Source organism: Neobacillus niacini, assembly GCF_030817595.1.
Taxonomy (GTDB): Bacteria; Bacillota; Bacilli; order Bacillales; family Cytobacillaceae; genus Neobacillus; species Neobacillus niacini_G.
The window spans coordinates 1265743-1280305 of sequence record NZ_JAUSZN010000001.1; the positions used below are offsets into that span (position 1 = coordinate 1265743).

The 14563-nt window shown below is 35.2% G+C and carries 12 protein-coding genes; all 12 read right to left on the bottom strand.

Annotation, left to right across the window (positions count from 1 at the left end; translation table 11 throughout):
* Nucleotides 1–60: 60 nt before the first annotated feature.
* On the bottom strand, nucleotides 61–651 hold the full coding sequence (locus QFZ31_RS06405; RefSeq protein WP_307301799.1) for a molybdopterin-dependent oxidoreductase: 591 nt from the start codon (nucleotides 649–651) through the stop codon (nucleotides 61–63).
* Between the two features lie 830 nt (nucleotides 652–1481).
* Nucleotides 1482–2684 (bottom strand): macrolide family glycosyltransferase, encoded by a 1203-nt coding sequence (locus QFZ31_RS06410; protein WP_307301801.1) that lies wholly within the window; start codon nucleotides 2682–2684, stop codon nucleotides 1482–1484.
* Between the two features lie 958 nt (nucleotides 2685–3642).
* Nucleotides 3643–4131 carry a DinB family protein gene (locus tag QFZ31_RS06415; RefSeq protein WP_307301802.1) on the bottom strand — a complete coding sequence of 163 codons (489 nt, stop codon included), beginning with the start codon at nucleotides 4129–4131 and terminating at the stop codon, nucleotides 3643–3645.
* 348 nt (nucleotides 4132–4479) lie between these two features.
* Nucleotides 4480–6339: a M3 family oligoendopeptidase gene (locus tag QFZ31_RS06420; protein ID WP_307301803.1), complete on the bottom strand. Its 1860-nt coding sequence runs from the start codon at nucleotides 6337–6339 to the stop codon at nucleotides 4480–4482.
* 168 nt (nucleotides 6340–6507) lie between these two features.
* Complete coding sequence (locus tag QFZ31_RS06425) at nucleotides 6508–6975, bottom strand: DUF3291 domain-containing protein (protein WP_307301805.1); 468 nt, start codon at nucleotides 6973–6975, stop codon at nucleotides 6508–6510.
* A gap of 84 nt (nucleotides 6976–7059) precedes the next feature.
* Nucleotides 7060–7392: a nuclear transport factor 2 family protein gene (locus QFZ31_RS06430; protein ID WP_307301807.1), complete on the bottom strand. Its 333-nt coding sequence runs from the start codon at nucleotides 7390–7392 to the stop codon at nucleotides 7060–7062.
* A gap of 681 nt (nucleotides 7393–8073) precedes the next feature.
* Nucleotides 8074–9228 carry a YecA family protein gene (locus QFZ31_RS06435; protein ID WP_307301808.1) on the bottom strand — a complete coding sequence of 385 codons (1155 nt, stop codon included), beginning with the start codon at nucleotides 9226–9228 and terminating at the stop codon, nucleotides 8074–8076.
* A gap of 672 nt (nucleotides 9229–9900) precedes the next feature.
* On the bottom strand, nucleotides 9901–10446 hold the full coding sequence (locus QFZ31_RS06440) for a DUF4865 family protein (protein WP_307301810.1): 546 nt from the start codon (nucleotides 10444–10446) through the stop codon (nucleotides 9901–9903).
* 677 nt (nucleotides 10447–11123) lie between these two features.
* Entirely contained in the window at nucleotides 11124–11663 is a 540-nt protein-coding gene (locus QFZ31_RS06445; protein ID WP_307311417.1) for a DUF1572 domain-containing protein, read from the bottom strand.
* A 363-nt stretch (nucleotides 11664–12026) separates the two neighbouring features.
* On the bottom strand, nucleotides 12027–12548 hold the full coding sequence (locus tag QFZ31_RS06450; RefSeq protein ID WP_307301812.1) for a hypothetical protein: 522 nt from the start codon (nucleotides 12546–12548) through the stop codon (nucleotides 12027–12029).
* A gap of 272 nt (nucleotides 12549–12820) precedes the next feature.
* On the bottom strand, nucleotides 12821–13756 hold the full coding sequence (locus tag QFZ31_RS06455; RefSeq protein WP_307301813.1) for an NADP-dependent oxidoreductase: 936 nt from the start codon (nucleotides 13754–13756) through the stop codon (nucleotides 12821–12823).
* Nucleotides 13757–14006: 250 nt separating this feature from the next.
* Nucleotides 14007–14258, bottom strand: coding sequence for a hypothetical protein (locus QFZ31_RS06460; RefSeq protein WP_307301814.1), 252 nt, complete (start codon nucleotides 14256–14258; stop codon nucleotides 14007–14009).
* Nucleotides 14259–14563: the final 305 nt, after the last annotated feature.

Consider the following 14563-nt stretch of genomic DNA (forward strand, 5'->3'; position numbering starts at 1 on the left):
GGAAGCAAAGTATCAAAAGTTTAAGTACTTCTCACCCTCCTTTTTGTTTCGTAGCCTGTGTTAACGGTACCGCTCTTCTTTAAATGGATTTGCTGTCATCGAATAGCCAAGCTCTTCCCAAAAACCAGCCTCGTCTACTTTCATAAACTCAATCCCTGAAACCCACTTTGAGCCTTTCCATAGATAAAATACTTCTGGTGGAATAAACCTTAGTGGATAACCATGTTTTTGATCGATATCAAGCCAATCATGATTTTTATCCTTCCAACGGTAGACAAACAAAGAATCGTCCCCTAATAAAGGCTCTAGCGGCAGGTTTGCAGAATAACCAAATCTGTCCCCATTGTAGTAACCGTAAATTTTAATGTATTTTACACCTTCATTAATTTCAACAAATTTCAATAACTCTCTAAGTGCAATTCCTTCAAAAGTTGTATCAAATTTAGACCAGGTGGTAACACAATGCATGTTAACGCTGGATATGGTCTTTGGAAGCTCCATGATTTCCTTATAGGAAAAGGACTTTTCTTCCTTCACCTCACCAAAAAGTCTGAAATTCCATGTGATTTCATTAAACTCGGGAACATCCCCTGTGTGCAATATTGGCCATTTTTCTGTTTCGAATTGGCCAGGTGGAAGCTGCTTTTTCATCTTACACCATCCCTTTTTCATCTTAAACGTTAATTTAATCAAAGTGCATTGTATAGTATACTTCAAAATAATGAAAGCATACTGTAGTCAAATCCGTTACCTAAAATTTGGTACCAGAATATTCCCATAAATTTCTTATTCAACTATCCTGCTCCGTTAGCATCATAAGAAAAGCTACCCAGATGGTAGCTCTAATTATTAAATATTATACTAAATTTTAAGGATAAAAGTTTAGATTCAAACTATTGTTTCACTTGCATCTCGTATTGGTTTGTTATTCAATCTATAAATTTGTTATCCCATACGAAAAAATATTATTAACGATAAAAAAGAAATAAAAACAGCTGATACGTATGTTTTCGTATTCGATGGAGATATGTTTTCACTTTGTTCTGAGTCAGGAAAAACGGAAAATCAGGTTAAGTTAATAAACCATTATCATAAAGAACAACGTTAACAATAAGGTATTGCCTCCTAAAGCAATACCTTATTTAATTGGCATAAACAACATTGACCTTTACTCTATTTATTTCTTTTCAATCCAAAATTTAATAACATTCTCATCTTGTTCAGTTTTTAACTATAATAATTGCTTTACAAGCAAAGGTACTTCATTACCTAAGTTAACAAACTCCCCACTACCTTTTGATCCACCAAGCTTAAACGCTTTATTACCATCATAAGCGACATATTAACCTCTCCACTTTAAGTGTATCACGTCACAAATTAGCTTCTAGAATTACTCCTTTTTCACTAATAAATGAAAAAGGAGTGTGCTCTAATCACTAAAAAAACACAATAACGGTAGCTTAGGAATTTTAATTTTAGATTTAGATATAATATTTACTCTTAAATTCAAAAATCTTATCAACAGCTTGGTGATATCCACCCGATTTTTGAAAGGATTCCCTTACATCTAAAGCAGCTTTATGGAAAGATGGGTTGTTTAATACATGCTCTGCGGATTCATATAGTTGATTTGCATTCAAGCCTCGCATTTGTAAAGTAATACCAGCACCAATATTTGCAACTTGTCTGGCAATGATCGGCTGATCTGCGCTTTGTGGGATTACAATAAGCGGAACCCCGTAATAAAGACCTTCATGGGTACTGTTCATTCCACCATGTGTAATAAATAATTTACTATCCTTCAGTACCTCAGTTTGCGGTACATAATTTTCCACAATGAAGTTTTTAGGGATATCCCCTAAATCATAAATTGAAGTTTTTTCCCCAATCGACATAACAACGGTATGACTTGTGTCCCCAAATGCCTTAATACAAAGTTTATAAAAATCAAGGGCCTGGTTAAAGACAGTACCTAGTGAAATATAAATTGGTCTTTTACCTTTAATAGCTGTAAGGTCAAAGTTTGATTCAATTAATTGTGTAGAAATGGATGGACCAATAAATTTGTATGTTTGGTCGAATGCTTCTCCAAAAGGTTGAAACTCCCTAGTTGTATAAACGATTGTAAGTGGTGCAGGATTACAAAAAACTTCGTAAGGAGAATAGATCTCGACATCATATTTTTCCGCACACTTTGCTGTCAGTTTTTGATATTCATCGTTTATTTCTTTAACCACTTCTGTTGGAATGTTGCTAGAAAGCTGTTCCAACATGTTAGCGAATGATTCCTTTGTCTCCGCAAAGGAAGTACAAGAATTGATTGCCGGCAGCTTTAAGATTTGAGCAAGTAAACGCCCACAACCAAACATAGAATCATGGATGATGTAATCGAAACGTTCTCCTTCAATCTGTTCAAGCACGCTTGGTATGACTATATCTGCGGTAAGTAAAAGACCGTTAATTCTCTCAAGTAAATAATTTCTTCCACCTGAGATAAAGGCTTTTATAAACTTTTGACCGTCCAATGTTCGTACTGTAGCTCCCGTCTTCTCAATTCGTTCTCGAAAAGATTCTATCGTAAAGTACACTACCTCTTCGCCACGCGAAATAAGCTCTTGTACAACTCCAATTGTTGGATTGATATGTCCCTCTGATCCAGCATTAATAAATAAAACACGTGCCATCTTCACCACTCCTTTGCTAAAATAATTTTTAGTTTGTGTATGAGTAAGGGGACACAGTATAGAGCCATTGATACCTCAAATAATAGAATTAAATTTATCAAAGTACAATACTTTAAAATCTTAAATCTTCCAAGATCATTCTTTATTGAACTAAATGCCCTGTAGCTCAATAAGGAAAAAGCTTCCTAATTGACAGCCTTAACCTACAACCATTTTACACGTTCATACAATTGTTGGAATACACTTTATTTCTATTTAAAATAAATGCTTTGTTAAAGTCTGATATTGATTTACTGTGTTTGAAAAATAAACGGAGAAATTACGGCTAAATTGGGAAATACCAATATTCCCCTAAAAATAAGGGGAGTTTTTCCGGTTATATGATCCAATTCTTTGGATTTTCTCTTATTTAGAGCAGTTAACCGTGATATCTCCGCTTATATCTCCTTCTTAAGCTTCCTCTATATACATTAATCGGAAATTCTCCGGTTATGAATTCTCATACCGAAACGAAAATCAACAATAATCATAACTGAGCCAAAATAAAAAAATGGGACTCCTATTAAAAGGAAATCCCATTTACAAACTCTTACGAAGGGATTTGTGCTCCCTTGTTTGATATTTGTGTTTTATAAGCTAGAAGATATTTATATCCTGCCCAATAAAGTATTGCACTGAGCGGCATACTTACCATCCATGAAATGGATAAGAAAAATACTCCAACGATTCCACCAATGAAGAGGGAGCCTAATCCTAACCAGTTGTATTTTGTTGTTTTTTTATAAAGTGAATCAATGTCGTAATTTTGCTTGTGAACAAAATAAAAGTCTGCTATCAAAATGTTAAATAGTATTCTTGTTTTTCAGGTATAAAATATGGGAACGTCCGATTTGGACGTTCCCGTTCTTATTCTATTAAAGCCCCCTTTAATGGATAACTGTAAAGCTAATGAAGCTTTTTAAAAGCTGCGTTTCCCTGCCCAAGCTCCTTGCATTTTACTTAGGAAAACAATTTGCCCAATATGATATGCGTCGTGCAATGCTAAACTTTTCAGTTCAATCACTAATGGATTGTCATCAGGGATCTCTCTATATAAATCTTCTAGTTCTGATGTTGCTAGTATTTTTTCTAGTTCACGATGAACATAAAAGTATTCTTGTTTTGTTTCCTGCCAATTTTCTAACGTCTCAGTTGGTAATCGATATGTAGCGTCATTATTTTCTGCCTGTGGTTCATTCGCTGTTTCACCAAGAAATCGTAACAGTATTCTCTTTTCATAGAAAAGTAAATGACAAACTAATTCCCAAATGGAATGTGCCCCCTCAGATGGTTTCCAAATTGCCTGTTCAAAAGTGATATCCTCTAGCACTTTTTCAAGCGGTGGAAACCAGTCTTCTTTATCTAAGCAGCTTGCCCATTGTTGTAACAAAAGTGTCCTTACATCCATTTTCTGTTCCCTCCCATTTAATCCCTTTAATAGATAACCCTTTGGTCAAAATTCATTTGCGGCGTGTTTAGATAGCTATTAAACTGCCCTCCAACGGAACAATGAACGTTCCATCACTCTGAAAATTCTGATAACATCAGTTTATCATATGTTGTGTTAACTGAGAAAGAACAACTGTCTAATACCATTTTGGTTATCGTGAAGTTATCTTTTATATGTTTGATGGTGTCTAAGAATTGGAATCCTCTCGGTAATTTTAGTTGATAACAACTGTTCGAGCGAATCAAATAATAACATTATTCTTTAACAAAGCCAACTGATAAAAATGGTTGTTCTTTAGCTACTTAACTATACACTTCTCCCTTTTTCATATAATGCGTGCTTAAAATCTACAAACCCATACTCAATATCATCCGAAGAAGTTAATTTAACAAATTCTACAGCCTCTTTCACGCATATTTCCATTCCTTTTTCCCAGAATTCCTCCGAAGTAATGTCTTCTCCTAAATGTTTCATAACTAAATCTTCTGCAGTCATACTTCCAGAATCACGAAGTAGGTTCAGATAATCCTTTTCAAACTCTTTTCCTTTCTCCTTTGCCTTTGCATAGATACATAAAGCAAATAAATACCCAAAAGTATATGGAAAATTATAAAAAGGAGATCGCGTAATATAATAATGTGGTGTCCATACCCACGAATAATTGGAAGGGTGTTCTAGCGAACCATTATAAGCTTCATGTATGGCATCCCCCATTAACTGATTTAGACGATTTGCCGAAACAATCCCTTCTTTACGTTCTTCGTAAAATCTCTGCTCGAATAAAAATCTCGAATGAATATTCATAAAGTTCATTACACTACGTTTTAATTTTTCATCCAATATAAACAATTTATCTTCTTTTGACTTTGCCTTTTTCATAGCTGCGTCGAAAATAATCATTTCTGAAAAGGTTGAAGCAGTTTCAGCAACACTCATCGGATAACGTTTATTTAGCCCATTAATAGTCTTCATTGCATAATTGTGGAAAGCATGCCCTAGTTCATGAACAAGCGTTAACACATTTAAAAAAGTACCCCCAAATGTCATAAAAACTCTTGATTCACCTGTAAGTGGAAAACCAGCACAAAACGCAACAGCGGATTTATTGGCGCGGTCTTCGGCTTCTATCCAAGCTTCATTGAAAGCTCGCTTAACGAAACCTTCTAATTCGGTTCCAAACTGACTAAAATGTTCCGTAATTAAAATAGCCGCTTCATCGTATTGTATCTTTTGATGACTATTGGCAATGGGAGCCCAAAAATTATATGCTTTCATACTAGAATCACCCATCATTTCAGCTTTTCGCTTCAAGTAATTCGAGAAAGGTTTTTTATATTGATTGATCACTGACCACATAGCATTCATTGTTTCTTTTTTCATTCTGTTCTCTTTCAATGGTACTTCTAATACACTTTCTACTCCAGAGTTTTTATATACTTGTAACCGGAAGCCTGCAATGTGATTTAATATTTTTGCAAATAGCTCTTCTTTTTCTTCCCATATAGATTCTAAGGCGTAATGTGATCCCTTCCGGACATCCTCAATAGGGTGAGACCGTAAGTTAAGTGCTTGTCCAACTGATAGATTCTTTTCTTTTCCATCAACTTGAACATTTACGGTAATACTGCTTAGGAGTGCATTATAAAAATGACCCCAAGCATGATATCCATCAGCCATTAAATCAGATATTAAATTTTGCTCATGATTGGATAAATGCTTATCTATATTCTCACGCCATTCGTTTAATATAAATCTATAATCTTCTACTTCTTTCATTTCAAGTAAGCTTTCCCATACATCTTGCTTTGTATTTGTTACTATATTTTTCACTTTCGATAATTCTTTTTCATAACGGGATTCTATTTGTGCAACCTTTCCTCGTAAAATTGCAGCGTCTTGATCTTTGGGGGTTTGTGCTAGAAGACATGTGATAAATGAATTAGCTTGTGACAAATTCACACGAATGTTTCCAATGTCTTCCACTATGTTTACCAAGTTTACGACTTCATTCGTTGCTATTGGAGTAGTAAATGATTCAACACATTTTTCTAGATCGTATACAAGAACCTCCAAACGCTTAATATGGTCTAGAAATTGATTTGATTTGCTTCCACCTTGGAAAATATTATCTAAATTCCATACTTTTTGATATCCCGTATTCTCCATCATCTTCCTCCTTGAATTATGTATATTTGACTTTATATCGAACGTATATTCCTAATTTAACATAGTTAGAAGAAGTAGAGGTGAATATATTTTTTCTTTTTATAAAAAGAGACACTAATCCAAAGGAATCAGTGTCTCCTGTCTATGTACAATCCAATAGAACCTCAGTTACTTAACCACACACTGCTCCCCTTTTTCATCAAATGCGTGTTTAAAATCAAACGCAAAAGAAGTGGGTCCATTCTGTACATAATAATTGTATCTTTTGAAAGCCTCCTGCCATGAGACATCTTTCACCTGCTCGGTCCACCAGACGACATATGAAAGGTGTTTCTCTTGATAAGGCTCCATCCATTTGCTCCTATCTCTCATCGCTTGCCTGTGCTTACCTGAATAGGTAAAACGATATAAGCCTAGAAGGCTTTTCCATACTGTAAGTGTAAGAACCGGGTAACCATCCCCTTTGGCGGCTTCCTCGGGAATAGGGACACCAAAAGGTGAAAACTCCTCTATTAGTTGCCCTGTTTTAGCAGCCTGTTGCATTACCTCGTAACCCGCTTCAAAAAATCCACGAGAGGCGGGGTGGTCATAGGGGTGATGTAGCCTGCCCACCGTATAAATCGATATGAATGCCATAAGAATCCCTCCATTTAAAGTCTTTACCTAGATATATTCAAGTAAAGAGGGATCTTATGCCCTTTTAGTTACCAAGTAAAATCGCTATTCTCTGATAAACCACACCTTGGAAATCAGATGATCCTTTATTTCATATAACGCCATTAAGCTGGTACTCTCCCCTGTAATTCCATTTGTAGCGATTTCCCAATCGATGACCTTGTTTCCGACGATGGAACGATTCTTGATCTCAGCGAACATTTTCTTTTTGAAGGTTTCTGTATACCTTTCAATCAAGGCATGCTTGCCGCTTAAGGTGATGGTATTATCCGGGAAGGTGGAAACGGTAATATCGTCGGTATATGTACTTGCAAACCCATCTATATCTTGGCTGTTGTAGTATTCTATTTGCTGTTGAACAACTTTTTCTACTGACATGTTCTCACCTCTATGTATATTTTTTTTACTGTTGATTACGCATGATTACTATTGGCATCCAATCCTTTTATAAAACCTACTTTCTTAGAGGAGAGGATTGAAAAATTGAGGTTGCTAATTGCAATTCCATTTATTCTTATCGGTTCTATTTTAACGGCAACAACAGTATAGGATATAAGCTATTTAGGCAGTATAACTATTAAGATAATGGGATTCGGGATTATAGCAATTGCGGCATCTTTTTCGTAAGAATTAAGCAAGGCCAAACTAACGCCTTAAACAATAACCGAATAAATGAAACATCAAAAAGAGGGTCAAAAATTCTGTCATTTGCATATCCGTTTTGAGTGCGAAAACAGCTACTGATCCGCAGCATCTAGGTACAATAGTGTCCCCGCTTATCTGTATGCGGAGCAGGTTAGGTTAAGCACCTGAGTTGATATATAGGCGGAGAAATTCCGCTTAATCAATAATTAATATTAAAAAAAGCATGAATAGACGGAGAGATTCCGCCTATTGACTCAAAAAATTCAAAAATGAGAGATTTTTCTTTGATTAAGCGGAAAACCTCCGCTTACTTACCCCGAAACTAGCTTCGTTTTACATTTAACCGGAATATTTCCGCTAATATTCTTTTGCTGATTTCCTTACTTGCTACATTAGGCTCGACACCTGCCAATACTATTTACCGCAGCATTTTTTAAATTTTTTGCCGCTTCCACAAGGGCATGGATCATTTCGTCCAACCTTCATTTCGTTTCGAACTGGAGCAAGTGGGAGGATATTCCCCTTTTGTCTAAAGTCGTGTTCTCTATCTAGTGCTACTTGTCTCCATAGAGCTAGTTCTCGATGCCTTAACCCCAGAATTGAAAAGTAGCCATAGACGGTCTGTTCAACATCCACCAGGCCAGAAGTATAATCAAGCTCCATATGTTGGTTAATTTCAGGTAGAGCTTCTTCTGAAAACTGGTGACAAAGTGCTTCGATTAGAATATCTTGATCATCCAGTTGTTTTGCAGACCGGTAGGCTTCTCTTAAAACCTCAACCGCAAAGTCTGATTTAATGTTTTCAACAATGGATGCGGCATAGATAATGGAATTATCTTTCCTTAAATAGGGTGCTACTGCTTTTACCACCTCATCTGATTGGAAACTGGTTAACGTTACGGACAGTTCCTCCAACAAGCTATCATCATCGCGATCCAATAGGCTAACCAAAAATGGAATATATCTTTCTAATTTTAACAATCCAATCATATAGACTGTCAGGATTCCATTAAATGAAAACCATTTTTCATTTAACTCCTCTTTAAGCACTAGGTCTATTTCATTCTCTGTAACCCATCCATTTTTCACTAAACACGCAGCCAGCTTTTTTGCTTTTATGAGGTAATGATGATGCTCTGAACCTGCCCGCTCAAGATCATTTAAGATTTGACCATATTCCGAATACACTTCTTCGTCCTTCCCATGTAACAACAGATCATATAAGGACCAGGTTTCCTTTGGAATATAGTTTTGAAGCTGTTCCTTATATTTTAGAGCAAGTCCCGGTTCGATACGAAAAACCAAGTTCACCGCTAAATGGCGTTTGGAGGAGTCCATTAATGGAATATTTTCCACTAATATCTTAACTGCCTCTTCATTGAAGGTTTGATTTTCCACATAAATGAAGATCGAAGATTGTTTATCTTTATTTTTAAATGCTTCCTTCAGTAATTCATTGGTCCATTCTTCAGGGACGTTTGGATAATCATGTAAAGCATGCAGCACTACCTCTTGGATTAAGATATCATCGCTAATCAAATGCGGTTTAATTTTTTCTATAAATGTCATAAGTATCCTTTCATTCTTCCATTTTATGAATACAATTATTGTACTTTATTGGTAAGACAAAGTAAAAAACGACTAGAATGGCGCCCTATTTTTGTTTTTGCTGATATTTTTGCTGCTTCAGCTAGTTAACCCCTCTTTTTAATAATCTAGTTTTCACATTAAATAACTTGGATTAATGTATAAATTAAAAAAACTCTCCTCCCAAGAAGAGAGTATGTAATAAACTAATGAGACAAGAGTTCCTAAAATTAACCCTTTGTCACCACCTTCAAAATACAACAACGATAGAGGATTTTAACCAACATAAACATTAATAATATAACTCCGATTTGACTAAATTAACTATTGTTTCAGTTTCATTCACTAATCCAAGAAGCGATTGTTCAATTACAATTCCAATGAGAAGTTTTCCAAGAACAGAAGGCTTCCATAATCTTACACTGAGGCTTCCGGCATTTTGACGCAATAAGAATAATGCCCAATTATAGTATTAACACTTAAATTACCACCTTTCGTTATTATAGATTGTCTTTGTTTGATAAAAAAACAAAAAGAGCCTGTTACCAAAGGACATATTAATCCCTTGGTGACAGGCTCCTCCAAGTGCATTCAGTATTTTATTATTTATATGCTATCATATTTCAGGGCAGAGGTCTTCAATGAAAATATCAGCTATTTTTCATATGAAATATGTAGAATCGAATAAAGCACTCCATATGTTTCGCTAATAAAATTACTTACATCACTTAAAAAGTAAAATACTTCATATTCCCACTTATCAGGATTATACGTAAGCATAAATTCTGAATTTTTGATCTTTGGGAGATCCTTAACTATTTCTTCTTTTGTGTTACGCAAACTTCCCTGTGGTGGTATAGGTTTTGTAAGGTGAAACAGATATTTATAAGGGCTTATGTTTGTTGGTGGATCAACCAGTGGTATCCCCACTTGAACTTGCTGCCATCCGAAAGAGGTAAGAATGTTATCATAATATCCCTCAAACAAAAACTTGTTAAGGCCGTTATGATTTTTCCATAGATAAAGCGGGCAATAACTGTTTTGTAAATTATGATTTTTTCCTTTTTCCGTGATTAGATACAACTTAAATTTTAAATCATCAAATCCATCGGTTTTATGGCCATTATTTATGACTCGTGCCTTGATGATATTCATGTCATAGTCACTTGGTAATGTGATTTTGTATTGTGTCGTGATCATTTTTTTCCTCCTTTAATTTTATTGTTATCAAGATTTCTTACTCGGGGTCTTCTCTGATCACATCAAAAAAAACTGATGCCAGCATAAATGTTGCTCCCTTTTTGCGTTCTACAAAACTAATAGAGGATAACGTTTTAATTGTAATTATTATTAGGATTAAAATCGTATGGTTGTATGAACAATCCATCCCCTTCTACCCTCTATAAGGAGAAAAAGCCGCCAGAATGGGCAGCAGGTCTTAAAAAACTCAGGTAAAAGTTAATCAAATAAATTTAACAAAATTATTAACAGTATAGATATTGAAAAGAAACCGATCATAAAGTATCCAAATAATTTTAGTAATTTCGGCAATTTTCTTAAATCTGTTTTTGCAAGATTTGCAGCATTTCCTTCTATCTTGTTAAAGTGATCTATTGCATCATTAAATGGTTTATTATCCTCTTCGATACTGCCACCCCTTTATCACAAACTTATTGCCATCGGGACTAGTGCCTTCGACTTAATATAGGTAGTATTCGATGTTCATTATGGTTAATCATTCATCAACTGATAAGCTGCCTGGTTATTTAATGATATTCTTTATCAGATGTAAATACTTGCTTGGTGGAGCATGCAAAAAACTGGAAAAATCATAGGACCTAGTAATTGCTAAGTACCCTATAAATTGTAACCATTGTCTATTTATCTTGGTTTTTTTCAAGCATTTCTTTTAAGTATTCTTCAGATTTCCCCTTTGGAATGCTGAGACTCTTCCAATTACTATCCTTTAATTGTTTGCCAATATAAACAATTTGTCCAATATGATATGCGTAGTGTGCCATTTGTCTTTCTATTGCCTCTATAACCAAATGACCTTCTCCACGAATGTATATATTTTTTAATAAATCTTGCTCACTTAAACTAGTTAGTGTAGCGATTAGGACTTTCCAACCTTTTTCCCAAACACTAATTAACTCAGATTTCGAGGATATATCATCAATAAATTCTTGATCACGATTTCTATATTCTTTTTCCCCATCTGAAGTTAAAAAGTCTGTCCACCTTGATACCATATTTCCGCTTAAATGCCTTACTATTATGGCAACACTATTTGACTCGTTATTATAAGTCCAATGTATTTCCTCTTCCGATAATTGATTTATTGTCTTATCACCAAGGCTTTTTACACTTTTAAATTTTTCAATTACAATTCTCAAGTATTCGTTTCCAATGGTCACATTCATCCCCTCCACAAAATTAAAAATTTTCTTTATATTTCTTTTTAAAATTATACGATGACTTCTAATAATAATGCATAATCTCCCTGTAACTTGCACCGTTACTTCATAAAGTTCACCATGAAAACTACGTTTTGCTTTGAAAAACTCTTGGTTGTGAGCCAAGCGTTTTTTTTGTCTACTTATTCTCTCGTTCTTCAGGTGCAGCTTCATAGTAATAGACAGGAGCTGGGTTTCCGTAATTCTACATGGAAACGTATTTTAACTCCTTCCCCATTACTTCAGTAAAGTTCAACAAAAAGAAGCGTTAATCCTTCATGGATTATCGCCCCTGTTATCTTTCTTGAACACGTACCCAAGGTTTTATTTAAACGTGCTTACCACTTCTAAAAATTCTTCTTTTGTATAGATCGGTTTATTTCTTTCGGGATTTTCTATCAAAGAAATTTCGTGTGTACTATTGTCATCCGTCCATAAAACCACTCTTTGTAAACCGTTTTTTATTTCACTGTAAGTGGCTTCTATACCGTTTTTAAGTTTGACAGTTTCATTATTTTCAATTTCGTGACTTGGAGAACTAGGATTATGAAATGTGTTTATTGTTATATTCCAATTACTTTTTTCATCGGCGTAAATAAAATAACTAAGCACAATGTTCCCATTAGGGTCATTTACAGGTTCACTTGTATATCCGAAATCGACTGTATATTTTTCTGAAGGTAATTTCGTAGGGAAAAGCATTTCATCTTTAATATCAATTGGAAAAGGTTCGATTTCATTTTTAATGTCGTCAGGTAACTGTGCACTCCTAGTTTCATATGAGGTTTTACTTGAGCACGATAAAAGCAAAAATATAACAAATATGCTTAATAAAATTCTTTTCATTACCATTCCCCCTAGTTTTTACCTACTAGTGAATACGTTTCAGTTTGTAAAAAGTTCCAAATCGACTCAAATACATAATAAAAGGACGGGACCATTGTGATCCCATCCTAAACATTGCATTTATTTACTTCCATTCCCTCAAGTAACGGTATCCCGAAGAAACCCTGCCATGACTTTGAGTCTAAATGAGCTGCGTTTTCCGACTTCATAACGTGAGTCCTTCAGTTTCATCACGATTCATTGCTATTTTATTAGTAGGGACTGTGTACCGATTATTTAACTTTAATGACAATTTTCCCTTTAGCATGATGTGTCTCACTTAATTCATGTGCTTTTTGTAACGCTTCTGCTGAAAAATCAAAGATACTGCCCACCTGAGGCATAAGTATACCTTTCTCAAGTAGTTCGCCTAATTCCGCTAGCTGTTTCCCATTTGGCGTCAACCAATAGGAGCTTGCCGTTACTTGATGCTTTTCTATTAATGCTGGATCGGGTTGTCCGGCAATCGTTACTAGTCTGCCGCCAGGCTTTAATACTTGAAAGCTTTTATTTAAAATGTCGCCGCCCATAGTATCAATGACCACATCAAAATCACGTAATACTTCTTCAAATTGTTGTGTGCGGTAATTGATGAATTCATCAGCACCCAGCTTTTTTACATATGCTTCATTTTGTTCACTCGCTGTTGTAGCGACATAGGCACTTAAATGTTTTGCCATTTGAATGGCCAGACTACCTACACCACCAGCTCCAGCATGGATGAGTACTTTATCTCCTTGCTTGACTTTTGTATTATCCACTAGACACTGCCAAGCGGTTAAACCTGCTAATGGAATTGAGGCAGCTTCTTCAAATGTAAGATTGCTTGGCTTTTTTGCAAGCAATTCCTCATCCACCGCCGTAAATTCCGCATAAGTACCTTTAGCGGTAGTATCCGGCCGCGCAAAAATATCATCCCCGACCTGAAAATCCTTCACTTCACTTCCAACTTCAACAATCTTACCCGCAACATCCCAGCCAAGGATAATTGGGAATGTCCAATCAAGCATCTGCTTCAAGTAACCCGCACGAAGCTTCCAATCAATTGGATTAATCGAAGTTGAATAAACCTCAACAAGTACTTGGTTTGCTTTTATTATTGGTTTCGGCAGCTCCTGCTCCACTAACACATCTTTACTACCATATTCATTAATGACAACTGCACGCATGAATTTGCACACCCTTATACATTTTATATATGTACGCTCTAGTATTCGTTTCTTCCGAAGAAGTCATTCCTTCTCGTCAGAGCTTAATAAAATCCACCATTTTCTTTATTTCAGTTTTGAACTTATTTAATATTTCCTTCATAGCAACCTCCACGAGAATATAGAAACAAAATGATATACCACAGGGTTTTTTAACTAAACTGCCCAATATAAAAAGCATCCCTTTTTTAAGAGATCCACCCTCTGTTATTTACATATGAGCAACTCCAAAGAGAATAGATATAGTTACAAAGCCAACAATTAGTACCCCATAAAGGCTTAAAACGATTGTTTTCATTCTTCCTTTTTGACTAAATAATGCTAATAGAATTGAAAGCCCTACGCCGAACATTAGAATGGCACTGCCTGTTGCACCTGATACTTTTCCTATTACAAAAATTTGCATAGAGAGGAAAGTTAAAATAAAAATGGTGATTGAAGCGAACCCCAAGTAATTTCGCATTGTATTCTATCCCCTTTTTTTAAAAAGATTTTACCACAAATATCCAAATTATTCTTCAACTAATCTACCCCATTACTTCAATCCAATTCCCATTCCGCTTGCACTTTAAGTCCTAAATCAAGAAAAAACGTTTTTGCCTCTGAAAGATCATTTACGTTTATACTCACATCATCTATTCTATTGATCTTCATATCTCATGCCTCCTATGTTCCTGTTATTTTCAATACCTATATTCGTGTAAGGTTTGTTTGAAATTCTAATTCGCTTAAAACAGAAAATATCCTTCTTCAACAAACCTGCTCCAT